24 protein-coding genes are annotated in these 25,108 nt (G+C 54.5%); 13 read left to right on the forward strand and 11 right to left on the reverse strand.

Annotation, left to right across the window (positions count from 1 at the left end; genetic code table 11):
- Window positions 1-78 precede the first annotated feature (78 nt).
- Window positions 79-420 carry a YggL family protein gene (locus WG219_07855; GenBank protein WXL27357.1) on the forward strand — a complete coding sequence of 114 codons (342 nt, stop codon included), beginning with the start codon at window positions 79-81 and terminating at the stop codon, window positions 418-420.
- Window positions 421-478: 58 nt separating this feature from the next.
- Here WG219_07855 and WG219_07860 read toward each other — a convergent pair whose 3' ends face one another.
- The 6 genes from WG219_07860 to WG219_07885 all read right to left on the reverse strand — a co-directional run bounded on the left by WG219_07860 (window position 479) and on the right by WG219_07885 (window position 7,041).
- A complete protein-coding gene (locus WG219_07860) occupies window positions 479-3,430 on the reverse strand; it encodes an HD domain-containing phosphohydrolase (GenBank protein ID WXL27358.1) in 2,952 nt (983 codons plus the stop codon).
- Between the two features lie 85 nt (window positions 3,431-3,515).
- Window positions 3,516-4,580 (reverse strand): FUSC family protein, encoded by a 1,065-nt coding sequence (locus WG219_07865; protein WXL27359.1) that lies wholly within the window; start codon window positions 4,578-4,580, stop codon window positions 3,516-3,518.
- Window positions 4,581-4,584: 4 nt separating this feature from the next.
- Window positions 4,585-5,916 (reverse strand): deoxyguanosinetriphosphate triphosphohydrolase, encoded by a 1,332-nt coding sequence (locus tag WG219_07870; protein WXL27360.1) that lies wholly within the window; start codon window positions 5,914-5,916, stop codon window positions 4,585-4,587.
- Window positions 5,917-6,016: 100 nt separating this feature from the next.
- Entirely contained in the window at window positions 6,017-6,325 is a 309-nt protein-coding gene (locus WG219_07875) for a hypothetical protein (protein WXL27361.1), read from the reverse strand.
- A complete protein-coding gene (locus WG219_07880; GenBank protein ID WXL27362.1) occupies window positions 6,322-6,708 on the reverse strand; it encodes a phage holin family protein in 387 nt (128 codons plus the stop codon). Before WG219_07880 ends, WG219_07875 begins: the two co-directional genes overlap by 4 nt.
- Before the next feature lie 9 nt (window positions 6,709-6,717).
- The gene (locus WG219_07885; protein WXL27363.1) at window positions 6,718-7,041 is read right to left on the reverse strand and encodes a YqjD family protein; all 324 of its coding nucleotides are present in this window, start codon (window positions 7,039-7,041) and stop codon (window positions 6,718-6,720) included.
- A gap of 244 nt (window positions 7,042-7,285) precedes the next feature.
- On the opposite strand from WG219_07885, the gene WG219_07890 reads away from it, so the two are divergent.
- Together WG219_07890 and WG219_07895 are read left to right on the forward strand one after the other, a co-directional pair.
- Window positions 7,286-8,404 carry a DUF5610 domain-containing protein gene (locus WG219_07890; GenBank protein ID WXL27364.1) on the forward strand — a complete coding sequence of 373 codons (1,119 nt, stop codon included), beginning with the start codon at window positions 7,286-7,288 and terminating at the stop codon, window positions 8,402-8,404.
- Between the two features lie 62 nt (window positions 8,405-8,466).
- Window positions 8,467-8,709 (forward strand): glutaredoxin family protein, encoded by a 243-nt coding sequence (locus WG219_07895; GenBank protein WXL27365.1) that lies wholly within the window; start codon window positions 8,467-8,469, stop codon window positions 8,707-8,709.
- 40 nt (window positions 8,710-8,749) lie between these two features.
- Here WG219_07895 and WG219_07900 read toward each other — a convergent pair whose 3' ends face one another.
- Window positions 8,750-9,289 (reverse strand): CsiV family protein, encoded by a 540-nt coding sequence (locus WG219_07900; protein WXL27366.1) that lies wholly within the window; start codon window positions 9,287-9,289, stop codon window positions 8,750-8,752.
- 10 nt (window positions 9,290-9,299) lie between these two features.
- On the reverse strand, window positions 9,300-12,737 hold the full coding sequence (gene mfd / locus WG219_07905) for a transcription-repair coupling factor (protein ID WXL27367.1): 3,438 nt from the start codon (window positions 12,735-12,737) through the stop codon (window positions 9,300-9,302).
- A 150-nt stretch (window positions 12,738-12,887) separates the two neighbouring features.
- On the opposite strand from mfd, the gene WG219_07910 reads away from it, so the two are divergent.
- From WG219_07910 to sthA, 10 genes are all read left to right on the forward strand, one after another.
- Window positions 12,888-14,336, forward strand: a complete 1,449-nt coding sequence (locus WG219_07910; protein ID WXL27368.1) for a glyceraldehyde-3-phosphate dehydrogenase — start codon at window positions 12,888-12,890, stop codon at window positions 14,334-14,336.
- Between the two features lie 336 nt (window positions 14,337-14,672).
- On the forward strand, window positions 14,673-16,010 hold the full coding sequence (locus WG219_07915) for a Na(+)-translocating NADH-quinone reductase subunit A (protein WXL27369.1): 1,338 nt from the start codon (window positions 14,673-14,675) through the stop codon (window positions 16,008-16,010).
- Between the two features lie 3 nt (window positions 16,011-16,013).
- Entirely contained in the window at window positions 16,014-17,225 is a 1,212-nt protein-coding gene (locus tag WG219_07920) for an NADH:ubiquinone reductase (Na(+)-transporting) subunit B (GenBank protein WXL27370.1), read from the forward strand.
- A complete protein-coding gene (locus tag WG219_07925) occupies window positions 17,218-18,006 on the forward strand; it encodes a Na(+)-translocating NADH-quinone reductase subunit C (protein WXL27371.1) in 789 nt (262 codons plus the stop codon). The genes WG219_07920 and WG219_07925 overlap by 8 nt, the downstream gene beginning before the upstream one ends.
- Before the next feature lie 2 nt (window positions 18,007-18,008).
- The gene (locus WG219_07930; protein ID WXL27372.1) at window positions 18,009-18,677 is read left to right on the forward strand and encodes an NADH:ubiquinone reductase (Na(+)-transporting) subunit D; all 669 of its coding nucleotides are present in this window, start codon (window positions 18,009-18,011) and stop codon (window positions 18,675-18,677) included.
- Complete coding sequence (nqrE, locus tag WG219_07935) at window positions 18,678-19,286, forward strand: NADH:ubiquinone reductase (Na(+)-transporting) subunit E (protein WXL27373.1); 609 nt, start codon at window positions 18,678-18,680, stop codon at window positions 19,284-19,286.
- 9 nt (window positions 19,287-19,295) lie between these two features.
- A complete protein-coding gene (gene nqrF, locus WG219_07940) occupies window positions 19,296-20,522 on the forward strand; it encodes an NADH:ubiquinone reductase (Na(+)-transporting) subunit F (protein WXL27374.1) in 1,227 nt (408 codons plus the stop codon).
- A 2-nt stretch (window positions 20,523-20,524) separates the two neighbouring features.
- Window positions 20,525-21,550, forward strand: a complete 1,026-nt coding sequence (locus WG219_07945; GenBank protein ID WXL27375.1) for an FAD:protein FMN transferase — start codon at window positions 20,525-20,527, stop codon at window positions 21,548-21,550.
- Window positions 21,547-21,774 (forward strand): (Na+)-NQR maturation NqrM, encoded by a 228-nt coding sequence (gene nqrM / locus WG219_07950; protein WXL27376.1) that lies wholly within the window; start codon window positions 21,547-21,549, stop codon window positions 21,772-21,774. The genes WG219_07945 and nqrM overlap by 4 nt, the downstream gene beginning before the upstream one ends.
- A 115-nt stretch (window positions 21,775-21,889) precedes the next feature.
- Window positions 21,890-23,284: a Si-specific NAD(P)(+) transhydrogenase gene (gene sthA, locus WG219_07955; protein WXL27377.1), complete on the forward strand. Its 1,395-nt coding sequence runs from the start codon at window positions 21,890-21,892 to the stop codon at window positions 23,282-23,284.
- A gap of 155 nt (window positions 23,285-23,439) precedes the next feature.
- Here sthA and WG219_07960 read toward each other — a convergent pair whose 3' ends face one another.
- The 3 genes from WG219_07960 to WG219_07970 are packed head-to-tail and all read right to left on the reverse strand — an operon-like array spanning window position 23,440 to window position 25,044.
- The gene (locus WG219_07960; protein ID WXL27378.1) at window positions 23,440-24,171 is read right to left on the reverse strand and encodes a glycerophosphodiester phosphodiesterase; all 732 of its coding nucleotides are present in this window, start codon (window positions 24,169-24,171) and stop codon (window positions 23,440-23,442) included.
- Complete coding sequence (locus tag WG219_07965) at window positions 24,168-24,461, reverse strand: phosphodiesterase (protein WXL27379.1); 294 nt, start codon at window positions 24,459-24,461, stop codon at window positions 24,168-24,170. Before WG219_07965 ends, WG219_07960 begins: the two co-directional genes overlap by 4 nt.
- A gap of 7 nt (window positions 24,462-24,468) precedes the next feature.
- Entirely contained in the window at window positions 24,469-25,044 is a 576-nt protein-coding gene (locus tag WG219_07970) for a PilZ domain-containing protein (GenBank protein ID WXL27380.1), read from the reverse strand.
- Window positions 25,045-25,108: the final 64 nt, after the last annotated feature.

The raw sequence follows: 25,108 nt of genomic DNA on the forward strand, positions 1-25,108 counted from the left end.
GTTATTAACAGCCCAGGGAGGCACTTTGCCGGCGAACCTGTTAGAGTGCGACCCGTAATTACTTCTGAGGATTGTTCCATGGCTACTAACCGTTCCCGCCGTCTGCGCAAAAAACTCTGTGTGGATGAATTCCAGGAGCTGGGTTTTGAGCTGAATCTGAACTTCAAAGAAGACCTGAGTGAAGAGGCAATTGATGCCTTTCTAGATGCCTTCCTGAGCGAAGCGATGGAAGCCAACGGTCTGGCTTATGTTGGTGGTGATGACTTCGGTCTGGTTTGCCTGGGCAAGCGTGGCTCGGTCAACGAAGAGCAGCGCGCTGCTGTTGAGAGCTGGCTGAAAGGCCGTAGCGAACTGACTGAGATCACTGTCAGCCCGCTACTGGACGTATGGTACCCAGAGACTCCGGTCAACAAGGCCTGAGTCTGATATGCCGGGGCCATTATGGTCCCGGCATAGTCGTTATTTCCCTTCGCCTGAGTCAGTTCAGGCCCGCTTTGCTCAGAATAGCCTTAGCGTCTACTGCATCAATCTGCTGCGCTTGCAAGAAGCGCGTAGCGTATTGCAGATAAATTTGCTCCTGAATAAATAGTTTAAACAGATCGGCATCTATGTGCTGATTGAGGCACATGTCTGCCATGATGCTCAGCGACTCTGAAAGGCGTTTGCCTTTTTTATAAGGACGGTCAATTGCTGTCAGTGCTTCGAAAATATCAGCGATGGCCATCATTCTGGCAGGCAGACTCATTTCTTCGCGTTTAAGTTTTTTGGGATAGCCCGTCCCATTCATTTTCTCATGGTGCCCTCCGGCAATTTCTGCCACGTTGCTGAGGTGGGGAGGGAAGGGGAGTAACTTAAGCATGCGTATGGTTTGCAGCATGTGCCCGTTGATGATGTATCGCTCTTCATCAGTGAGTGTGCCGCGCCGGATACTCAGGTTATAGAGTTCGCCACGATTGTACTTATAGCGTGGCTCTTCCATCTTGAATCCGAAGGGATTGTTGGCTTCCATTTTCTCGCTGGCAGGTCGTTCAAAGAGATGTTCTGGTTTGTCGTCCAGTAGCATTTCTTGTACAGGCAGGCTGAGTACAGGTGTTCGGGATTGACGTTGATTTTCCTCCCAAGACAACCCGATTCGGTTATCCAGTGTCCGGCTCCAAGTTCGACGGCCGATCTGCTTAAGCCGTTCCAGATCAGCATCACTCATCGCCTCGCTGCCTAAATTGCATTGCGCGACAAAGGCGAACTCTTCATCAAGTACGGCGAGTAAAGCATCCCGAATCTGTGCAAGGCTTCCTGGATCTGAGCCCTTGGCGATACCTTGCCAGTACTCAATCCAGGCATCGCGCTTAAGCACTTCGAAGCGCATACGGATTTCATGCAGCCGATCGTAGAGCGTCTCGAGTTTGGTGGCTTTATCCACCACGAACTCGGGAGTCGTGATTTTTCCGCAGTCATGTAGCCAGGCTGCTATATGCAGCGCATCCCAGTCCTCTGCGCTAGGCTGGTAATCGCGAAACGCTTGATCGTTACTTTCAGCCGCGGCACGGGCCAGCAACAGAGTAATTTCCGGTACTCGTTGGCAGTGGCCGCCTGTGTAAGGGCTTTTGGCATCGATGGCTCCAGCAAGCAGTTGAATAAAGGCATCCAGTAGTTGTTTCTGTTGCTCAAGAAGACGTTGGCTGGCGATGCACAGCGCGGCTACGCCAGACACGGCTTCGACAAACGCGATGCGTTCGGGACGCAGCATGGCCAGGTTGTCATCTTTGCCGTCGTTACGATGCAGAAGCAGAAGCACGCCGAGCGTTTCACCTTGGCGGTTGTGCAACCCGGTGCAGACGAGGTCAACGTTGTTGCAGTCGAGCGTTTGCAGCAGGCTTTGAAACCCTTTGTTCTGTGAGTGATCCAGTGTTTCGGTGATGCTAGCTCCGCCAGTTGCAACATGTTTGAGGATGTAGGGTGTGGCACTGTCATTGAGGTCGAAGCTGGTTAGATTTTGGGCATCGAGAGCATGCTGCTCGTTGTCGATGAACAGCCCGTTAGGTTCCAGACGCCCCTCATTGAGCAGGTATATAAGGCCTGCACTAGCGTCGCTCAAACCCACGGTCTCGCGCAGGACTCTGTTTAGTAGCGAGTCAAAACGGGTTTCTGCAGACAGGCTGGCGGTGATGTCGAGGAAGCTGGAAAGGGTTTCCTTCATGTGCTTCATCGAAACAGCCAGTTGATCCACCTCTTTAACAAAGCTGCGACCACTCGCCGGATAGCTGAAGTCGAAACGCCGTACGGCCTCTGCCTCTCCGACAAGGATGCGTAATGATTTGGCCAGTACGTGGGACAGCAACCAGGCCAGAGGAATGCATAGAAGTAGGATGAGTAAGCTGAGTGCGGCAGACTGCCAGCGGATGCGATAAGCGTCCTCCAGTAGCTCCTTCTCTGGAGTCATAACCAAGAGCCTTAGGCCGTCCGGGCCTCCCTCAGTGAGTTTGGCGTAGGATGCCTGCCAACGCTCCTTGTTCAGCATCAGGCTGCTAACCGGTGTACTTTCATCCACGTTCAGTTTGAGAAACTCATTCAGAACTGGGCTGAGTTCAGAAATGTGGGTGCGTTGTTGCTCATTGCCAGGCTTGATCAAACGGGAGATGTCTGGGAAGGCCACGGCAAGACCGTCTGGGCTGTACAGAACCATTTCTGTCGATGGCGTTATGGCGTGGTTGGCGAGGGTGGCAGATAGATCGGCTAAGGTCAGGTCTGCAGCAACAACAACCTGGTTGGAATTTGCCAGGGCAATGGTGGTTCCGATTTCTTTCGTGGAAAAGAAACTGTAGGGCGCAGTCGTGTAATGAGTATCCGACTGCAACGCATTGCTGTACCAGGGGCGGGTGCGTGGGTCGTAAGGGTCGCGCAGGTTCTGTCTGCGGCTAATGGGATGCATGTCAGCATCAATGTAGAGGAACTCAGAGTCAGCACGGCGTTCACTGATCCGGTCGATGCTCCATATCTGGTAGGCAGCCTCAGGCGGTGCATAGAAAATGTCGCGCGTCTGCTGATTACGAAGGGCGCGAACCATGTAAAAGCTGCCGTCTGGGTAACCCACATAAATTGATGTCAGGCGGGGGTTGTCGACCAGGGCTTGGACAAAGAGAGGGAGCATGACCATTCGCGTATGCCGGTCACGTCTGTTCAGTTGCTCATTACGTGCCAGCAGGTTGAGCATAAAACGGATTGGCTGGTAGGTGCCCTTGAGGTCAGCCTCTACGTTGTTGCTCATCTGTTCAAACAGTTTGCTGCTGCTGTCCAGAATGATCTTGCTGGTTTGCTGGTAATTAAATATGCCGAGGATGGCCCCAGACCCTAGTAATAAGAGGCTGAACAACAGGCTGATGTGGATATGCAGGGCAAATCGCCGTTTGGCAGGTTCTGGCTTGCTATGCATTTGACACCCTGGTACTGATAGGTATGTCAGAAGCATAGTGAAAGTTGGAGTTTTTGCTGGAGGTAGGCCCAGGCCTTTTAAGTAGTTACGGGTCTATGAGGGGAGGGCTAACGGGACTGCGGCGCTGCTTAATCCAACGCTCAAGGCCATAAACGAGGAGAGAAATCATCAAGCCGATGGCAACGCCAAGCAAGCTGTTGAACAGTCGTATTGCAGGCAGTTGCCAGTCCAGTGACAAGCTTTCTGCCAGCAGGACAAAACAGATAGTTGTCTGCGCCACGAACAGCCCATAGTGGTTTGCCTGCAAGGCGCGGCAAAGCATGATCAGGGGCAGTAGCAGGCTCACCATTACCACCGGACTTTGCAGACTGTATCCAAGCAAAATCAGCAAACCTGCAGCGATAAGGCTGGCGAGCGAGGATTGCACGGCGCGAACCAAACTCCCTTTGAACTCTAATTGCAGGGAGATCAGTACAGTGATGGTTAGCCAGTACCCACGATGCAGGTTAGCCAGATTGACGACCAGCCCCGATAGAGCCAGGGCCAGTATGCAACCCAAAGCATGCAGGCGCCATTTGCGTTGAGGCAGGTGTCTGGCGTGTTGCCGCAGGACTCTCAGCATGCTCCTCAGACGGGGGATGTGGGGCCACATGCGCAGGCCATGTAAGCCTCGCAGAAAAAAGGCCAACAACATGACCCAGAGTCCGCCGAGGATAAACAACATAGCAACGGCGTAGGGGTTGTTGAGGTTGCTTACCCCTTGCTGTCCCTGTCCTAGGCAAAGGCATAAGGCAAGTCCCATTCCCAGCTTGGCCGACTCTTTTCCAAAACGCTGTAGCCAGGCCAGCAGCAATCCGAATGCGGCGAAAATCAGCAGACTGTAGGTGTGCTGTTCTACTACCCAGAAACCCAGGCCGGTACTGCAAGCACCCAAAACACAGAACATCAGCATGCGTAACATGCCTAAACGGTGCAGCGGATTGGCTTGTGAGGCCTGGAACGCCCCTAGGGCAGCCCATAGAAAACCGGGATGAAAACTGAATAACCCCAACAACAGCGGCAAACCGCAGCCTATCCCTGCAATAAACGCGGGGCCCCAGGCGAGAGGCCTGGCGTGCCAGTTGGTAAGCGGTCTCAGTGTACGTTTCATCGCATCAGACTGGGCTCGAGCGGCCTGTCATTTCACGGGCCATTTCAGTCGCGTAGCTGTCTGTCATCCCCGCGATGAAATCTATAATCCGCAGGAATGAGTGGTAAAGAGAGCTGTTCGGATCGGGGGCGTTATTGCCCAACAGATCAAGAATACGTCGGTTTTTGAATGAAGGTGAGTGTCCGCCATGCTGTTCCAGAGCCGCTCCGCAGAAAGCATTGAGCAGAATTTCGAGGGTCGTGTAGGCGCCAATTTCATGCAGGGTTTTGCGCTTGTCCTGAAATATTTTCTGGCGGGCCATGTCCTTAGCGCTTTGTACGCAGTGTTTAGCGGTACCGTGCATATGTTCGACTAGGTCACCAGGCAGGCTGCCCGCAAGTAACCGTTGTTGTTGCTCGACAAAAGCCTGCGCAGCGGCGTTAGTCAGGTGCTCGATGGCCTTACCACGAAGAATGGCCAGCTTGCGCCTTCTGGAATCGTTTGGACCCAATTGCCGGTAGGTATCTGGCAGGTCATCACCGACTAGATCCAAGAGCAGCGCCTCGACTTCACTGTAGGTCAACAGCTCCATTTCGAGTCCATCTTCGAGGTCGATCAGGCCATAGCAGATATCGTCTGCCGCCTCCATAAGATAGACCAGTGGGTGGCGTGCCCAACGCTCGTTCTCAAGCTGTGGTAAGCCCAGTTTGTTGGCGATCTGGGTCAAAAGGGGCAGTTCATTCTGGTAACAGCCAAATTTGTGTTTTTTATAGCCTAGGGCCTCGGCGTGGCGGGCTGTCCAAGGGTATTTCAGATAGCTACCCAGGGTTGCATAGGTCAATCGTGTCCCGCCATCGAACTGGTGGTACTCCAGTTGTGTAAGCACACGAAAGCCTTGGGCGTTGCCTTCAAAGTTAAGGAAGTCGTTACGTTCACTGTCGCGCATGTCATCCAGCCAGCCCCGTTGGGCGGCCTGATGAAACCAGTGGCGGATAGCATCCTCGCCGGAGTGACCAAACGGCGGGTTGCCGATGTCGTGGGCGAGACAGGCGGACTGTACGACTACACCTAGATCACTAGGCTCGCACCACTCGGGTAATGAATCGCGGATCATTTCGCCAACGCGCATGCCCAGTGAGCGGCCGACACAGCCCACTTCCAGTGAGTGGGTGAGGCGTGTGTGAATATGGTCATTACTGGACACGGGATGAACCTGGGTTTTGCGGCCCAGACGGCGAAATGCGCCGGAGAAGATGATGCGGTCGTGGTCTTTGTGAAAAGGAGTGCGTCCTAGCTCGGCAGCGCTATGAGTGGGTTTGCCGAGTCGTTCACGGTTAAGCAGTGAGTGCCAATCCAAAGCTGATCCTCGCCATTGCAGGCCAATGTCCGCTAGCTTCGGGGTTATAGAGGGCGGATGCAAGATGCCGACTTGTCAAAGCCGGCAATAATCGATGGACTCAACCTTTTATTTTGCGCCGCAGCAAGGGCAGCGCAATAAGTGCCAAGCGCAAAACCTGTCGCCATCCTCGGCGTTTTCGTCCGAGGGCGGTAAAGAGTAAGACTCCTCCCGTCAGCCATAAGGGAGCAGGGCCTCCTTTCAGGGTATTACCGATGCTGCCCCGTAGTCCCTGCATCTTGCGTAAGGGCTCCATCATAACAATGGCTTCATGGCGCATTTCGTGTCGGTGAAGCTCAAGCTGCATGCGTATCACTGATTTACGCAATTCACGACGTGAAGCTTTCGCAGGTAGTTCGGTCGGCTTCATGGCAATAATTGCTCCCGGTCGCGGGCAAGCTCTTCGAGGCTTGCGCTAAAAGGAGTGGGGGCATTGCGCAGACGTGTAAGCAGAATGCCGACACAACTGATCAGCCCTAGCGCATAAAAAACACACAGCAGGGATATGACCAGTAAGCGGTGCTCGTCCCAAAAGGCAATCAGCAGGGCGGCGGACAGGCCGAAAATGAGCAGCAAGGCGAACAAAAGGCCCAGGCCGGTGAGAATCAGCAGGGTGACAGTGTTGCTTTGCTGCTCCTTGAGTTCTTCGGCAAATAGGGCGACATGGCCTTGCAACAGTCCCAACAATGCGCTGGCAAACCGGCGAGGCGAATTACCACGATTACGTTCAGTGGTGGGCTTTGTTGCTTCCATGACGTTCCCTTAGCGGCGGCCGATCAACAGGCCAATCAGTACGCCGATTGCAGCTGCAATGCCGATGGTTTGCCATGGGTTGCTCTGAACATAGCCTTCAGTAGCGTCAATAGCGGCCTTGCCGCGTTCTTTCAACGATTCCTCCGTGCCTTTTAAGGCGTCACGGGCCTTACCAAGGCTGTTGCGAAGCTGTTCGCGCAGGCCCTCGGCTTGGTCGCCAGCCAGGTCGGCGGACTCCTGCAGCAGTTTTTCAGTGTCGGCCACGAGTGACTGGAATTGCTCAATCAGTTGATTTTGCGAGTCAGTTGCAGATGATGCGGACTTGCGGGGCATTGTTTCTTCCTCTTCCATGTGTGGTGTGAAGTTCGACTGTAAACAGGGACGAATGTTCACCAATTGCATCGCACTTAAGTGCGACTTCTGAGTATGGGGGGCTTCTAGAAATGTGCTTAATGTCACTCGTCAGATCGTTGACGGGGAGTGACAAGGTCCATTGGTCACTTGGTGCCAAGTGGATGCTAAAGATTTCTCACGGGCTGCCGTTAAACAGGCGAATACCCGATTCAGGTGCATAGTCATGACCCCACTGGCCAGTTTTACGTCAGCAACGCATCGCCTGCCGACACCTAACTTTCAGAACTCAGCATCCAATACAGCTGATGCTCAGGCTACGCTGGCCAATCGTCTGAGCGAGCGGCTTGGGATCGGTCAGGCGGCTCTGGCCTCACGAGCTGATGACTACACGCCAGAAAAAGTTGCTGATCGAGTGCTTGGGTTTGTAAGCCAGCGTTTGCAAAGCGAGAAGGCTGCTGGTGCCGATACGACTCAATTGCAAGGTTTGCTGGACCAGGCGCGTGCGGGGATTGAGAAGGGCTTCGCTGATGCCCGCAAAATTCTCGATGGCATGGGGGCCCTGCAAGGCAAGATTGCTGAAAATATCGACACCACCTACCAGAAAATCCAAGAGGGTCTGGGGGATCTGGCTAAACAGATTGCGCCAGCGCCTGCTGCTACCACCACCAGCCTGAGTGCGGCGGCCTATAGCGAGCGTTTTACTGCGCAGGCCGAGACATTCGATCTGGCCATCACCACCCGTGATGGTGATCGGTTGCGCATTTCCGTGGCGCAGGCCTCTGCAAATTGGTCGCAGAAAAGTGCTGCGATCAGCAGCAATGGCTCTACCACAATGGCTGCTTCGAGCAGTCAATCTGGAAGCATTCAGATCGGTGCATGGCAGGTTGAAGTTGATGGAGAGCTGGACGACGAAGAAGTCGCGGCGTTGGAAAAGCTCTTTACTCAGGTGCAGGACCTTTCCGACAAATTCTATGCAGGTGATCTGTCTGGAGCCTTCGACCGCGCGATGACATTGAAGATGGATGGCGAGCAGCTCGCATCAATGAGCTTGCGTTTGACCCAGACCAGTATTCGCCAGGCCACCGATGCCTACAGCGCTGTTGCTCAGGAAGGCGGCCAGGCAGCCAGTGCGGTCAATAGCTGGTTGAGTGATTACGCACAGTCACTGCTCGATGCACTGAAAACCACTGAGCAGGTTGTAGCCAAAGATGAAGCTCCGGCTAGCTTACTCGACATGCTCAAAGGTGGCTTCTCGCTGGATGAACGTTTTAGCAGTGAATTGTTGGATAAAGCGGATCAGCTGAACCAGCGCCTGCTACAAGGACTGCCTAAGCTGCTCTAACCGGCGCAGGTGGTTTGGCGCAGTGATAAACTGCGCCTCCGCTATATTCTGGATGTATGCAGATGTTCCCTGAATGCCAATTGTTCGGAACCCTTGGTTGCCACCTCTGTGAAGTGGCTGAAGGGGTTCTCATGCCTTTTGTTGAGCGCGGTTTGCTGGTCGAGTTGATTGATATTGCTGAACAGGAACAATGGGTCGAGGCGTACGGCGTGCGTATTCCAGTTTTGCGCAGGCTGGATAACGGTGCAGAGCTGAACTGGCCGTTTGCTGCTGAGCAGGTGGTTGAGTTTCTGGCTTCAGCGTGAGAACAAAAAGGGCCGCTATGCGGCCATTTGCTTCATGCGCTTAAAGCGCTCGTACGCGAATTAACATGCCGATACCACCGCCATCCAGATAGGTCAGCTCCCCTACGCTCAGGCGTGATGTTTGTTTAAGGCGCTCACTTTCAGTGATGGAGCCGTGATCATCGAAGCGGTTGATCCAAATATCCGTGCTCAGCTCAACAGGCCGCTTCTCCCGCAGAGTGATAGTGCCCTGTACGGGAAAGTGCCCAAACTGGCCTTGTCCTTCAGTGATAGCAATGCTGGTATCTGCAGAGCTGATGGATTGCTCCCAGGCCTTGTGCAGCAGAATCTCATAGCCGTTTTCCGGAGTCAGTTTGCTGGCCTCATCGTTAAGCGTGGACACGCGGCTGATGCTGCTGTCAAACATGCGAGCGCTGCCCATCCAATCATCCGGCACTTGCTGGGTGCTCGGGATAACCTGGCCTGATTGGCGGAACACAATAGTTTCGACCAAGTACAGGCCTTCAGCATGAACTGTAGTTACGCTGAACAGGCACAGTAGGGGAAGTACGAGCAAAGCCAGTGAACGTAATGCACGCATGAAGCAATCCTTAGGTTGACGGGGTGAGGCGTTCAAACAAGGCCTCAATTGTATTGAAACGTTCCTCGGCGCGCTCCATCGGCACTTGGAATTTGAAGAGTGTCGCACCCTCAAATTTGTAGCGGTTCGGCGCGCTCTGGATCAATTTGATCAACGTCAGCGGATCTACGCAGGTATCCGCCGCAAACTCAACACGGCCGCCTTGCGGGCCTGCATCGACTTTGGTGATGCCCAGTTTTTCAGCCTGCAGTTTCAGTAGCGTCAGGCGAATCAGGTTCTTGGTTGCATCTGGCAGCAGACCGAAGCGGTCGATCATTTCCACCTGAAGCTCTTTCAGACCTTCATCGTCGCTGGCATTGGCGATGCGCTTGTACAGAATGAGGCGCGCATGAACGTCGGGCAGGTAATCCTCAGGGATCAGCGCTGGTACGCGCAGATTGATCTCGGGCCCACCACCTAGCGGTTGTTCAAGGTTGGGTTGCTCGCCTTTGCGAATGGATTTGACTGCCCGTTCCAGCATTTCCATATACAGGGTAAAGCCGACTGCCTGGATCTGGCCGCTCTGGCCATCCCCGAGCAATTCACCTGCACCACGGATTTCCAAATCGTGTGTCGCGAGGGTAAAGCCGGCGCCGAGATCCTGCGCCCCGGAAATGGCCTCCAGGCGTTTCTGGGCATCGTCGGTCATGGATTTGCGCGCAGGCGTCAGCAGGTAGCAATAAGCCTGATGGTGGCTGCGGCCAACGCGTCCGCGAAGCTGGTGCAACTGGGCCAGGCCGAACTTGTCGGCCCGTTCGATGATGATGGTGTTAGCGCTGGGTACGTCGATACCGGTTTCAATAATGGTTGAGGCTACCAGCACATTAAAGCGCTTGTGGTAGAAGTCTCCCATTACTTGTTCTAGCTCGCGTTCACGCATTTGCCCGTGGCCGATGCCGATGCGGGCTTCCGGCACCAGTTCAGCTAGGTCTGCGGCGCATTTCTCGATGGTTTTAACATCGTTGTGCAGGTAATACACCTGACCGCCGCGCAGCAGTTCACGCAGCAGTGCCTCTTTAATGACGTTGTTGTGCTGCTCCATTACGAAGGTGCGCACGGACAGACGGCGTGCCGGTGGAGTAGCGATGATGGACAGGTCGCGCATGCCGGAAACCGCCATATTCAGCGTGCGCGGAATCGGCGTGGCGGTCAGGGTGAGGATGTCCACTTCACTGCGCAGCGCCTTAAGCTGTTCCTTCTGGCGCACGCCGAAACGGTGTTCTTCGTCGATGATGACCAGGCCAAGATTGCTGAACTTGACGTCATCTTGCAGCAGTTTGTGGGTGCCGATGACGATGTCCACTTTTCCTTCAGCCAGCTGCTGCATGGCATCGCTGACTTCCTTGGCACTCTTGAAGCGGCTCATGACTTCCACTTTCACCGGCCAGTCAGCGAAGCGGTCGCGGAAGCTGTTGTAATGCTGCTGGGCGAGTAGGGTGGTGGGCACCAGAACGGCCACTTGCCTGCCACCATGCACAGCAATAAAGGCTGCGCGCATGGCTACTTCGGTCTTGCCGAAGCCCACATCGCCGCAGACCAGACGATCCATTGGTTTGGCTGCCAGCATGTCTTCGCGCACGGCATCAATGGCGGCTTGCTGATCGGGAGTTTCCTCGAAGGGGAAGCCCGCGCTGAAGGTTGCGTAGTCGGCTTTCGGATCGTTGAAGGCATAGCCTTCTCGGGCGGCCCGGCGGGCGTAAATGTCGAGCAGTTCAGCCGCGACGTCGCGAACTTGTTCAGCCGCTTTGCGTTTGGCTTTCTGCCAGGTTTCTGAGCCTAACTTATGCAGTGGAGCCAGTGCGTCATCGCTGCCGGTGTAACGGGCAATCAGGTGTAGGCTGGCCACGGGGACATAAAGCTTGGCCTCGTCCGCGTATTGCAGGGCCAGGAATTCAGCGGCCTGGCCGTCGAACTCCATGGTTACCAAGCCCAAGTAGCGGCCGACACCGTGGTCGATGTGCACAACTGGTGCACCTTCGCGCAGTTCAGTGAGGTTTTTGATGACGTTGTCGCCACCGTCACGGGTTTTCTCCCGGCGGCGGCGCTGCATCACGCGCTGACCAAACAGCGGGCTTTCTGCAACCAGGGCCAGATCATCCAGCAATAGGCCTTCATCCAGCGGTGCGATGCAGATACCCAGTCGGTCTTTGCTGGCCGTAAAGGCGGGCCAGTCTGCAAACTCTTTAGGCTTGAGCTTCAGGCGCGCCAGCAATTCCAGCAGTACTTCACGCCGACCGGCTGACTCCGCGCAAAACAGCACTCGCCCAGCATATTCCTCAATAAAGCGGCGCAGCGCTGCGAGTGGTTCGCCTGCTTTGGCTTGAATCGCTAAGTCGGGCAGCGGGCGGGCGTTAAAGCGGCTGTTGCCAACACCAGCCTCAATATCGTCCTGGCTGATCACCACGCGGGGCCAGTTCTTCAGACGGGCAAAGCAGTCTTCCACCGGCAAAAAGATATCGGCTGGTGGCAGCAGGGGGCGCTCAGGGTCGACTTTGCGGTCTTCATAGCGGCTGCGCGCATCGATCCAAAACTGCTCTGAAGCCTTTTCAATACCCGGTAGCGAGAAAACCTGTGTGTCGCCGGGCAGGTAGTCGAAGAGGGTGGCTGTTTCTTCGAAGAACAGCGGTAAGTAGTACTCGATACCGGCTGGAGTAATACCGGTGCTGAGATCCTGATAGATCGGGCAGCGGCGAAAATCCACATCAAAACGCTCGCGGAAACGGCCGCGGAAGTCGGTGACAGCCTTCTTCTCCAGCGGGAACTCTCGGGCTGGCAGCAGCTTGATGGATTCGACCTTGTCGATGGAACGTTGAGTTTCCGGATCGAAGGTGCGCAGGGTTTCCACTTCATCGTCGAACAGGTCGATGCGATAGGGTTCGCTGCTACCCATTGGGTAGATGTCAATCAACGCGCCACGTACTGCAAACTCCCCGTGTTCATACACGGTATCAACACAGCGATAGCCAGCAGCCTCAAGTTTGCTGCGTAACTGGTCCACATCAACACGCTGGCCAATTTCCATCACCAGGCTGCTGCCAAGCAAAAAACGTTTGGGTGGCAAGCGATGTAGTGCGGTGGTGATGGGCACAACCAAAACGCCGTGCTTCAGCTCCGGCAGGCGATAAAGCGTGGAAACCCGCAGCGAGATAATGTCTTGGTGTGGCGAAAACAGGTCATACGGCAGCGTTTCCCAGTCGGGGAAGTGCAGTACAGGAAGTTCTGGCGCAAAAAAGCGCAGTTCCTGTTCCAACCGCTCTGCACTCTGGCTGTCGGCAGTCAGTAACAAGGTGAAACGATTGGCGCTGCTTGCTGCTTCGGCGATTGCCAAGCTCAGTGCAGCTCCGGGCAGGTTGCCCCAATGTTGTTTCCCGGCGCTGGCCGGCAGGGACGGAAGGCGCAGTACGGACACAGGTGGCTCACGATGAAGGTACGAAGCGGCGATTGTACCGGGCGATTGACTGCGGTGTCAGTTAAGACAGTCGTGGATTGCTCCAAAGCGCCGTCATCGTCATAATGTAGCCCCTTTTTTTCAGCCCCTACAAAGTGGAAGGTACTGCCCGTGACTCAGAAGCCCGACCAGTGTCTCGGTGAGTGGATTGATCGTGAAGCCCTCGCGGAAGCGATGATTCCGATGATTGGCCAGCTTTACCGTAACAACAACGTGGTCACCTCGATCTACGGCCGTGGTCTGATCAACCGTTCGGTTATCGACATTCTCAAAGCCCACCGTTTCGCACGCCATCGTCTTAATGACGACAGCGAACTGTCGGTTCATGACACCTTCCCGGTACTCAAGACCATGAGTGAACTGAAGCTGGGTTCCGCTTCGGTTGACCTGGGTAAGATGGTTGGCAAGTTCAAGACTGAAGGTAATGGCCGCAGCATTGAGCAGTTCGTTAAAGACGAGCTGGCTGACGTTGCCGGTAAGCAAAACGGCGATGCCCGTGAAGGCACCGACGTTGTTCTGTACGGCTTTGGTCGTATCGGTCGCCTGCTGGCTCGCATCCTGATCGAGAAAACCGGTGGTGGTGACGGCCTGCGTCTGCGTGCCATCGTGGTACGTAAAGGTGCTGAGAATGATCTGGTCAAGCGCGCCAGCCTGCTGCGTCGTGACTCCGTGCATGGCAAGTTCAACGGCACCATCACCATTGATGAAGCCAACAACACCATCACTGCCAACGGCAACCTGATTCAGGTGATTTACTCCAATGATCCGTCTTCGGTTGATTACACCGAGTACGGCATCAAAAATGCGCTGCTGGTGGACAACACTGGTAAGTGGCGTGACGCCGAAGGTCTGGGTCAGCACCTGAAGTGCCCAGGCGTTGATCGTGTAATTCTGACCGCTCCTGGCAAAGGTGCGCTGAAGAACATCGTTCACGGCATCAACCACAGCGAAATCAGCCCTGACGACAAGATCATTTCTGCTGCTTCTTGCACCACCAACGCCATCGTGCCGGTGCTGAAAGCAGTTAACGATCAGTACGGCATCGTCAACGGTCACGTTGAAACTGTTCACTCCTACACCAACGACCAGAACCTGATCGATAACTTCCACAAAGGAAGCCGTCGTGGTCGTAGCGCTGCACTGAACATGGTTATCACCGAGACCGGTGCTGCCACTGCTGCTGCCAAAGCGCTGCCGGTTCTTAAAGGCAAGCTGACAGGTAACGCAATCCGCGTTCCGACGCCGAACGTGTCCATGGCTATCCTCAACCTGAACCTTGAGAAGGCTACCACTCGCGAAGAGATCAACGAGTACCTGCGCCAGATGGCCATGCACTCCGAGCTGCAAAAGCAAATCGACTTCGTACAATCGCAGGAAGTGGTTTCCACTGACTTCGTTGGCTCCCGCCATGCAGGTGTAGTGGATGCTGAAGCGACTATCTGCAACGACAACCGTGTTGTTCTGTACGTGTGGTACGACAACGAATTCGGTTATAGCTGCCAGGTTATTCGCGTGATGGAAGATATGGCTGGTGTAAACCCGCCTGCTTTCCCTCGCTAAGCCGCAGTGAATAAAAAAACGGGAGCCTCGGCTCCCGTTTTTTATGGGCGGCGTTTTTAATTTTGCACAGTCTATAAAGACTTTTGTTTTACAAAAGGTGTGTGATTTTGACTGATGCCACACAAATCATGGGGTTGCTCGTGGCCGAACGGTCAAGAAAAACAAGGTCTTGGGTGGCCAGCGGTTTGCACTCGCCTCTATAATTGAACAGATTTTCCCGCGACCGACTTATTTGTGCAGTGTTTGATGGATTCGAACGCTGTGCCGCACTTTTAAATTTTCACAGGTGCGATCGGTAACCTAAAAAGCTAAATAAATCAGTGGTTAGGCAGACCTATGATCAAAATCAAACGTGGGCTTGACTTGCCCATAACCGGCGAGCCGGTGCAGCGTATTGAGGCTGGTAAGCCTGTGCGCAGCGTCGCCGTCATAGGCTTCGACTATCACGGCATGAAGCCGACCATGGACGTTCAGGTCGGTGATCGCGTCAAACTGGGTCAAGTACTGTTCTCAGATAAAAAATCTGAGGGTGTGCTGTACACCGCCCCTGCTGCAGGTGTCGTCAGCGCCATCCATCGTGGCGAGAAGCGTGTACTGCAATCGGTTGTCATTGATGTGGAAGGGGAGGAGAGTGTCACCTTCGAGCATCTGCCAGCCGAACAACTGGCCAATGCTGGTGACGCCAAAGTGCGCGAAATACTTCAGCAGTCCGGCCTGTGGACAGCACTGCGCACCCGCCCGTTCAGCAAGGTACCTGCGGTAGACGCCAAGCCGTCTTCCATTTTTGTTACCGCTATTGATACGCACCCGCTGGCTGCTGACCCGGCGGTAGTGATCGCAGAATACGCAGCTGATTTTGAAAATGGCCTGAAAGTGTTGGCCAATCTCGCCAAGGTTTATCTGTGTAAGGCCGATGGCAAACAATTGCCTGGCGAACAGATCAGCAATGTACAGGTAGAGGCCTTCGCCGGTCCGCACCCGGCCGGACTTGCCGGTACGCATATTCACTTCCTGGACCCTGTGCATGCGCACAAAAGCGTGTGGACTATTAATTATCAGGACGTAATCGCTGTCGGCAAATTGTTCACTACCGGCCAACTCTGGACGGACCGTGTGGTTGCGCTAGCAGGGCCTGTGGTCAATCAGCCGCGACTGGTTCGTACCCGTCTGGGCGCTAACCTCTCCGAACTGACCGCGGGTGAGTTGCACGTCGGCAACAACCGTGTGGTATCCGGTTCCGTGCTGGGTGGCCGTACAGCCCGCGGTGCTTTTGATTTTCTGGGGCGTTACCACCTGCAGGTGTCTTGCCTGGCAGAGGGTAACGAGCGGGAGTTGCTGCACTACCTGCGTGCAGGGGTGAACAAGCATTCAGTGTTGAACATCTTCATTTCCAAGCTGATGTCTGCCAAGAAGTTTGCCTTCTCTACCAGCACCAACGGTAGCCCTCGCGCCATGGTTCCGGTCGGCAACTATGAAGCAGTAATGCCGATGGACATCCTGCCGACTCAATTGCTGCGTGCGCTGATTGTCGGGGATACCGAGGTAGCTCAGCAGTTGGGCTGTCTGGAACTGGATGAAGAGGATCTGGCGCTGTGCACCTACGTGTGCGCCGGTAAGTACGAGTATGGTCCGATTCTGCGGGATAACCTCGCTCGTATTGAAAAGGAAGGTTAAGCCATGGGTTTCCGTGCATTTCTCGACAAGATCGAGCACAACTTCGAAAAGGGCGGCAAATACGAGAAGTGGTATGCCTTATATGAGGCATTCGACACCTTCTTCTATCGCCCGGGCAGCGTAACGAAGACCACTGCCCACGTGCGTGACGGTATCGATCTCAAGCGCATGATGATCACAGTGTGGCTGTGTACGTTCCCCGCCATGTTCTTTGGTATGTGGAACGCCGGTTATCAAGCCAACCTGATTTACAGTAACAGCCCTGACTTGCTGGCTGCGCAAGAAGGCTGGCGCTTTACCCTGATCAGTGCTCTGGCCGGGTTTGACCCGAACAGCCTGTGGGACAACTTTATTCAGGGCGCTGCGTACTTCCTGCCGGTTTATGCCGTGACATTCATTGTCGGCGGCTTTTGGGAAGTGCTGTTCGCTTCTATCCGCAAGCATGAGGTGAACGAAGGCTTCTTCGTTACCTCCGTGCTGTTCGCCCTGATCCTCCCGCCAAGCATCCCGCTGTGGCAGGTGGCACTGGGCATCAGCTTTGGTGTTGTGATTGGTAAGGAAGTGTTCGGCGGTACTGGTAAGAACTTCCTTAACCCAGCCCTGGCTGGCCGTGCCTTCCTGTTCTTTGCCTATCCGGCGCAAATGTCAGGCGATTTGGTGTGGAGCACTGTGGATGGTTTCGCGGGTGCTACGTCGCTGAGCTTGGCGGCTTCGGGTGGTATCGATAACGTAATTAACCACGGCATTACCTGGATGGATGCATTTATTGGCACCATGCAAGGTTCGCTTGGGGAAACCAGCACCCTGGCCATCATGATCGGTGGGTTGGTGCTGCTAATGACCAAGATCGCTTCGTGGCGCATTGTGGTCGGCGTGATGTTGGGCACAATTGCTACCAGCATGCTGTTCAACTCAGTCGGTTCGGATACCAATCCGCTGTTCGCAGTGCCGTGGTACTGGCACCTTGTGATGGGCGGATTTGCGTTCGGTATGTTCTTTATGGCCACCGATCCGGTATCGGCCTCCATGACCAACACCGGCAAATGGATTTTCGGTGCACTGATCGGGGTGATGGTGGTGATGATCCGTGTGGTCAACCCGGCATTCCCTGAAGGCATGATGCTGGCGATTCTGTTTGCCAACCTGTTCGCGCCGCTGATCGACCATTTTGTTGTTCAGGCCAATATCAAGCGGAGGCTGGCACGTAATGTCTAAACATCATGAATCCATACCTCGTACGCTGCTGGTCGCATTTTTGGTTTGCCTGGTGTGTTCGGTACTGGTATCAGCGGCAGCCGTTCTGTTGCGACCTGTACAGGTAGAGAACCGTCTATTTGATAAGCAGCAAAGTATCTTGCGTATCGCTGGGCTGGTTACACCGGAGATGACCAAGAGCCAAATGCAGGCGCTGTATGCGGAGAAAATTTCTGCCCGTGTTGTTGATCTGGAGACGGGTAAATTTACTGATGCATACGATGCTGAGCAGTTTGATCCGCTGGCTGCAGCCAAGGACCCAGCTCTGTCAGATGCCCTTCAAGGGGCTGAAGACGTGGCCTCAATCCGCCGCCGTGAACGCTTCACCACGGTCTATGTCGTTGAAAACTCTGGGCAGATTGAAACGTTGATTCTGCCGGTCCGTGGCTACGGCCTGTGGTCCACCCTGTATGGCTTCCTCGCACTGAAGGGTGACTTAAATACTATTGCCGGTTTCGGTTTCTACCAGCACGGTGAAACGCCGGGCCTGGGTGGTGAAGTCGATAATCCGAAGTGGGTAGGGCAGTGGCCGGGTAAGCAGGTTTTTGACGCAGACGGTGCCATTGCCGTGCAAGCAGTCAAGGGCCATGTTGACGCACAAAGCCCTGAAGCGGCCTATCAGGTTGATGGCTTGGCTGGTGCCACGCTGACTACCAACGGGGTGAACAACCTGCTGCATTTCTGGCTGGGTGAGAACGGCTTCGGTCCCTTCATTGCCAAGCTGCGTGCCGGGGAGGCTTAAAAATGTCTAAACCGACTGTCAAAAGTGTATTGCTGAGCCCAATTTTTCAGAACAACCCGATTGGTCTGCAAATTCTGGGTATTTGCTCGGCGCTGGCGGTAACGTCAAATCTGAACACTGCGCTGGTGATGTCCATAGCGTTGACGCTGGTGACGGGTTTTTCAAACCTGTTTATCTCGATCATCCGCAGCCAGATTCCCAGTGCGATTCGAATGATCGTGCAGGTGGTGATTATCGCGTCTCTGGTAATCGTGGTGGATCAGGTGCTTAAGGCGTTTGCCTATGCGCTGTCTAAACAGCTCTCCGTGTTTGTCGGGCTGATCATCACTAACTGTATTGTGATGGGGCGTGCTGAAGCGTTTGCCATGCAGAACCCGCCACTGATGTCTTTCCTCGATGGCATCGGTAATGGTCTGGGCTACAGCGCCATGTTGCTGGCGCTGGGCTTTATCCGCGAACTGTTCGGTGCCGGCAAGCTGTTTGGCCATGTGGTGTTGCCGACCGTCAATGACGGCGGCTGGTATGTACCTAACGGTCTGTTGCTGTTGCCACCATCTGCTTTCTTCTTGATTGGCCTGTTTATATGGGCGCTGCGTAGTTGGAAGAAAGAGCAGGTCGAGAAGCCTGATTACGTCATGGCCCCTCAGGTGTCGAATAAGGAGGCCTTTTAAATGGAACATTACCTGAGTCTTTTCGTTCGGGCTGTGTTCGTTGAGAACATGGCGCTGGCATTCTTCCTGGGCATGTGCACCTTCTTGGCGATTTCCAAGAAGGTCGAAACAGCGATCATGCTGGGCCTGACCGTTATTGTGGTGCAAGTCATCACGCTGCCACTGAACAACCTTGTGCTCAACTACATCCTTAAGGATGGTGCGTTGGCTTGGGCTGGCGTTGAAGGGGTCGACCTGAGCTTTATCGGTCTGATCTGCTACATTGGCGTGATTGCAGCGGTGGTGCAAATCCTTGAGCTGACGCTGGATAAGTTCCTGCCGTCGCTCTACAACACGCTGGGTATCTTCCTGCCTCTGATCACCGTGCACTGCGCCATTATGGGTGGCACGCTGTTCATGGTTGAGCGGGATTACAACTTCACTGAGAGTGTGGTGTATGGCTTGGGCTCGGGCGTGTCTTGGGCTTTGGCGATTGCCTTGCTGGCCGCGATCCGTGAGAAGCTTAAATACAGTGACGTGCCTGCAGGCCTGCGTGGCCTCGGCATCACCTTTATCACTGTTGGCCTGATGTCGTTGGGCTTCATGTCCTTCTCCGGCGTGCAACTGTAAGGGGCGGACATGTTGAATATGGATTTGGTTTTACCGATTGCTGTATTTACCGGCATGGTGCTGGTACTGGTATCGGTCATTCTTATTGCCCGGGCCAAGTTGGTCAGTGGCGGCGATGTGAGTATTGTCATCAATGATGAGAAGACCATCACTGTAGCTGCCGGCGGTAAGTTGCTGCAGACTCTGGCTGACAATGACATTTTCCTGTCTTCAGCGTGTGGCGGTGGTGGCACCTGCGCTCAGTGCAAATGCATTGTTGAATCCGGTGGTGGGGAAATGCTCGCTACCGAGGAGTCACATTTCAATCGTCGCGAAGCTAAAGAGGGCTGGCGTTTGTCTTGCCAAACGCCAGTAAAGCAGGACATGAAGATTCATGTTCCTGAAGAAGTTTTTGGCGTGAAGAAGTGGGAGTGCACGGTCGAGTCTAACCCGAACGTGGCCACCTTCATTAAGGAACTGACCCTGCGCTTGCCTGAAGGGGAGAATGTTCACTTCCGTGCTGGTGGCTATGTCCAGCTGGAGTGCCCACCACACGAGGTGCATTACAAAGACTTCGATATTCAGGAAGAGTACCGCGGCGATTGGGACAAATTTAACCAGTGGAAGTACGTATCCAAGGTTGAAGAAACCGTGATCCGTGCCTACTCCATGGCGAACTACCCGGAAGAAGAGGGTATTGTTAAGTTCAATATCCGCATCGCATCACCTCCGCCGTCCAATGACAGCGTCCCACCAGGCAAAATGTCCTCTTGGGTATTTAGCTTGAAGCCGGGCGATAAAGTGACTGTGTATGGTCCCTTTGGTGAGTTCTTCGCTAAGGACACAGAAGCAGAGATGGTCTTTATCGGCGGTGGTGCGGGCATGGCGCCGATGCGTTCGCACATTTTCGATCAGCTTAAGCGTCTGAAATCTACTCGTAAGATCAGCTTCTGGTACGGCGCCCGTTCGCTGCGTGAAGCCTTCTACACCGAGGAGTTCGACCAGCTGCAAGCCGAAAACCCGAACTTTCAGTGGCACTTGGCTTTGTCAGATCCGCTGCCTGAAGACAACTGGACAGGCTACACCGGCTTCATCCATAACGTGCTGTACGAGAACTACCTCAAAGACCATCCGGCCCCTGAGGATTGCGAGTTCTATATGTGCGGCCCACCCATGATGAACGCCTCGGTGATCAAGATGCTGGTCGATTTGGGAGTAGAGGAGGAGAATATCCTGCTCGACGACTTCGGCGGCTAAGCATGAATTTTGTGTACCTTCGACCCGTTATTGTTGCCAGCTTGCTGGCAGCCTTAACGGGTTGCGGCTTTTCTGATCGTGTAGAAGAGTTTTCCGGCCCGACTATGGGTAGCACCTACACCATCAAATATGTCCGCAGCAGTCAAACGCCTGCTCTTGAGCAACTCAAGCAGGAAACCGAAGCCATTCTGGCTGAGGTGGACCAACAAATGTCCACCTACCGTCCTGACTCGATAATCGAACAGTTTAACGATGCGCCAGCAGGCACTTGCCAAGTGATGCCGGCGCCTGTGTTTACACTGATCGACACGGGGCGTGAATTGAACGCGCTCAGTAATGGTGCATTCGATCTGACCCTTGAACCATTGCTGAACCTGTGGGGGTTCGGCCCCAAAGCACGCGTAGAGAAGGTTCCTGATGATGCCGCTCTAGCCAATGCCAAGGCTTTGATCGGTATGCAGCACCTGCGACGTGAAGGCGACCAGCTGTGTAAAGACATCAATGTTCAGGTCGACTTCAACAGTATCGCTGCGGGCTATACCGTAGACCGGATTATTCAACGATTTGCTGAACTGGGCATTAGCAGCGCCCTGGTTGAGGTGACGGGTGAGCTTAAGGCTGTCGGTAAGAAGCCTGATGGCAAGGCTTGGCGCATTGCGGTGGAGGCCCCGCAGACCGATCAGCGAATAGCTCAACGTATAATTGAACTGGATGGTTACGGAGTGTCTACTTCCGGTGACTATCGCAATTACTTTGAAGAAAACGGCAAGCGGTACTCACATACGCTTGATCCATCAACCGGCGCGCCGATTACCCACAGTCTGGCGGCGGTAACGGTAATTGACCCTTCGACGTTGCGAGCTGATGGGTTATCTACTGCACTGATGGTTCTGGGCACTGAGCGTGGCATGGCGCTTGCTGAGCAACTTGGCGTTGCAGCATTTTTCGTGACTCGCAGTGCTGACGGGTTTGTCACAGAAGGCTCCAGCACATTCGAGCGCCTGTTTGCTGAAGGAGATAAGCAATGATATTTGCCATGGCATTTTTAACCATGCTGATAGTTGTTGGCATGATGGCTGTCGGCGTAATGATGGGGCGCAAGCCTATCGCCGGAGCATGTGGTGGGATCGCCAGTTTGGGCATTGAGAAAGAGTGCTCGATCTGTGGCGGTAACCGTGAGAAGTGCGAAGAGATTAATAGCGCACCGCAAAATGATGCGGATGCGTTGGCCTATGACGCGAGCAAGTCTTAACTGATTCTTAGCTCAAGGGGCAGTGATTTATTGGTATTAATCAAACCGTCTACAGTACGTGGACGGTCTCGCCGGAGTAAAACACATTGGCTCCGGTACGTTCTGAGGAGTAATCATGGCGGTTTATAACTACGACGTAGTGGTGCTGGGGTCCGGTCCTGCAGGTGAGGGTGCGGCAATGAATGCATCCAAGGCCGGGCGCAAGGTTGCTGTAGTGGATAACCGTCGTGAGGTTGGGGGCAACTGCACTCACCTGGGTACGATTCCGTCGAAGGCGCTGCGACACTCCGTTCGCCAGATCATGCAGTTCAACACCAACCCCATGTTCCGTCAGATTGGCGAGCCGCGTTGGTTCTCGTTTCCTGATGTGCTGAAAAGTGCTGAGCGGGTGATCGCCAAGCAAGTTACCTCGCGTACCGGCTATTACGCACGTAACCGCATTGATGTGTTTTTCGGTACTGGCAGCTTTGCGGATGAAAACACCATTGAGGTGGTTTGCCCCAATGGTGCCGTCGAAAAACTGGTGGCCAAGCAAATCGTTGTAGCAACCGGTTCTCGTCCATACCGTCCTGCTGACGTGGACTTCTCTCACCCACGCGTCTATGACAGCGACACCATTCTGACTCTCAGCCACACTCCGCGCCGTCTCATCATTTACGGGGCCGGTGTGATTGGCTCTGAGTACGCTTCGATTTTCAGTGGTCTTGGGGTATTGGTTGACCTGATCGACAACCGTGATCAGCTGCTGAGCTTCCTTGATGATGAAATTTCCGATGCGCTGAGCTACCACCTGCGTAATAACAACGTGTTGGTGCGCCACAACGAAGAATATGAGCGTATCGAGGGCTTGGAAAACGGTGTGATTCTGCACCTCAAGTCGGGAAAGAAGATCAAGGCAGACGCCTTGCTATGGTGTAACGGCCGCACCGGTAACACTGATCAGCTGGGCCTGGAAAACATCGGTATCAAGGCTAACAGCCGTGGGCAGATTGAGGTCGACAAGCATTACCGCACATCTGTCGCGAATGTATACGCAGCGGGTGATGTTATCGGCTGGCCGAGCCTGGCCAGTGCTGCATACGACCAAGGGCGTTCTGCTTCTGGCAACATTTGTGAAGGCGACAACTGGCATTACGTGGATGATGTACCGACCGGTATTTACACCATCCCTGAAATTAGCTCGGTGGGTAAGAACGAGCGTGAATTGACCCAAGCGAAAATCCCTTACGAAGTGGGTAAGGCGTTCTTCAAGGGTATGGCCCGTGCACAGATTTCCAGTGAGCCGGTGGGCATGCTGAAGATCCTGTTCCATCGTGAAACTTTGGAAATCCTGGGTGTTCACTGCTTCGGGTATCAGGCCTCGGAGATCGTTCACATCGGTCAAGCAATCATGAACCAGCCGGGTGAGTTGAATACCCTGAAGTATTTCGTCAACACCACGTTTAACTACCCGACTATGGCGGAAGCCTACCGTGTGGCTGCGTTTGATGGCCTGAATCGCCTTTTTTAAGCGACTCCGGCCGGCGGCCTGAGCCGGTCGGGGGGGATCCGTTCAGCAACTCAAGCGACTGGCGTTGGCCTAATCGGGAGAGTTTCTGATCAGGCGGCCTAAGAAAGAAACCGGCTCAATTGAGCCGGTTTTTTTGTCGGTGCGAAGCTGTGGGGTTATGCGCAGGCCGCTTTGCCGAGAGTGTCGACTGCAATACCTGGGAAGTCGGTGATGATGCTGTCTACGCCAAAGTTAGCTAGTCGGCGCATCAGCGCTGGCTCATTTACCGTCCATACGGATACATGCAGACCGTTTTTCTGCGCCTTAAGCAAGCGCTCCGGGGTGCAGAGTGTCCAGTTCAGGGCCAGCAAATGGCAGCCATAGTTTTTCGCCACTTTGAGCGGGTCCAGCCAGGCATATTCAGCCACCAAGCCCCGCTTAAGATGGGGCGCCAGCTCTTTCAGCGCACTCAGTACCACGCGGGAGCTGGAAGTGACGGTGACTTTGTCGGCTAAGTGGTACTTAGCCGTTAGTGCCGCGATTTGCTCTACCAACCGTGCGGATCGAACTTTCGAGGCGCTTTTCACTTCAAGCTGCCAGTGTTCGAAGTCGCATTGTTGAAACAGCTCTTCCAAACGCGGGATCGGGCACGGTGTGAGTGCACCCGGACCGCCTTTGCGGGCGTCGTAGGTCACCAGCTCATCTGCGTCATGTTCAACCACTTTTCCGCGGCGCCCGGTGGTACGTTTCAGGGTCGGGTCGTGGATAACCATTAGCTCGCCGTCACGAGATAGATGTAAATCCAGCTCACAGCGACGTACGCCGTGCTGGAGACACTGTTGGAAACTGGCCAACGTATTTTCCGGCACCTCACCTTTGGCACCGCGATGTCCGTAGATAACTGTCACTGCTGCTCCTTGAGTAGGCTGGGGCTGGAATGATGGCGAACACTGTTGATGACGTGATCGTACTCGAAGTAGACGCTGAATTCGCGGTAGTCCCAGCGCGTGATGGGCGGATTGCCAACGCTGGGGTGTTCCTCATCGGCCAGGCCGAAGCGCTCTAGCACGCTACGTCTGCTCTCGCCGTATGTGGGTAGGCTGCTCAGGTCGGAACCTTGCTGGCCGACTGGGATGTGCAAGGTACCGGCCAGAGTCAGGCCGGGCAGAAATATTAGGGAGAACAGGGGGGCTCTCATGCTGTGCTTACTTGGGCTGCTTCAATGCCTCGCGGCGCTTTTGCGCCTGGCGCTGCAAGATGTGGCGTGCAAGGGTTTGGCGTTGGGCCTCGGTCAGCGATTCAAATTCGAGGCCCAGTTCAAATTTTTCATTGGCCACAGGCCGGCAGTGAATAACGCGGGCCCGTAAGAGAAGACCCAGTGCCTGAGGCATCAGGATCATTTTCAGCGCCAGATGGCTATTGGCTTGGACGGGGCTGTTGTGTAAGAAATTGATACCGGCTTCGGAGATGCTGACTTCACGCGCCGGGCCGATATCGCGCAACAGGCTCTGAGACAGTGCCTGCCCCAATAGCTCAATACGTTTGTTGGTTAGCTTGAGGTAGTTGGCCAGGGTGCGGTCACGTTCGCCGATGCTGCGCAGCAGGTGCTGGGATTCAATTTCCATCAGTTGCAGGTCGCTGAGCAGATTGAACAGTGGTGAACTGTCGTGAAGTTCATCACCAGACACTGCGTCTGCACCCGTTAGCTGGGTGAATTCCAGTGCTATCGTGTCGTCGATACGATAGTATTCGCGGCGATCAATATCTTCTTGCATCGGCATGGCGAATCCTTAGCAACAGTAGTGGTCAGAGTGTACGGCCGCTTTTTCAGCCCTGCCACAAGGA

Origin of the sequence: Pseudomonas mendocina (assembly GCA_037482215.1) — a bacterium.
GTDB lineage: Bacteria > Pseudomonadota > Gammaproteobacteria > Pseudomonadales > Pseudomonadaceae > Aquipseudomonas > Aquipseudomonas mendocina_E.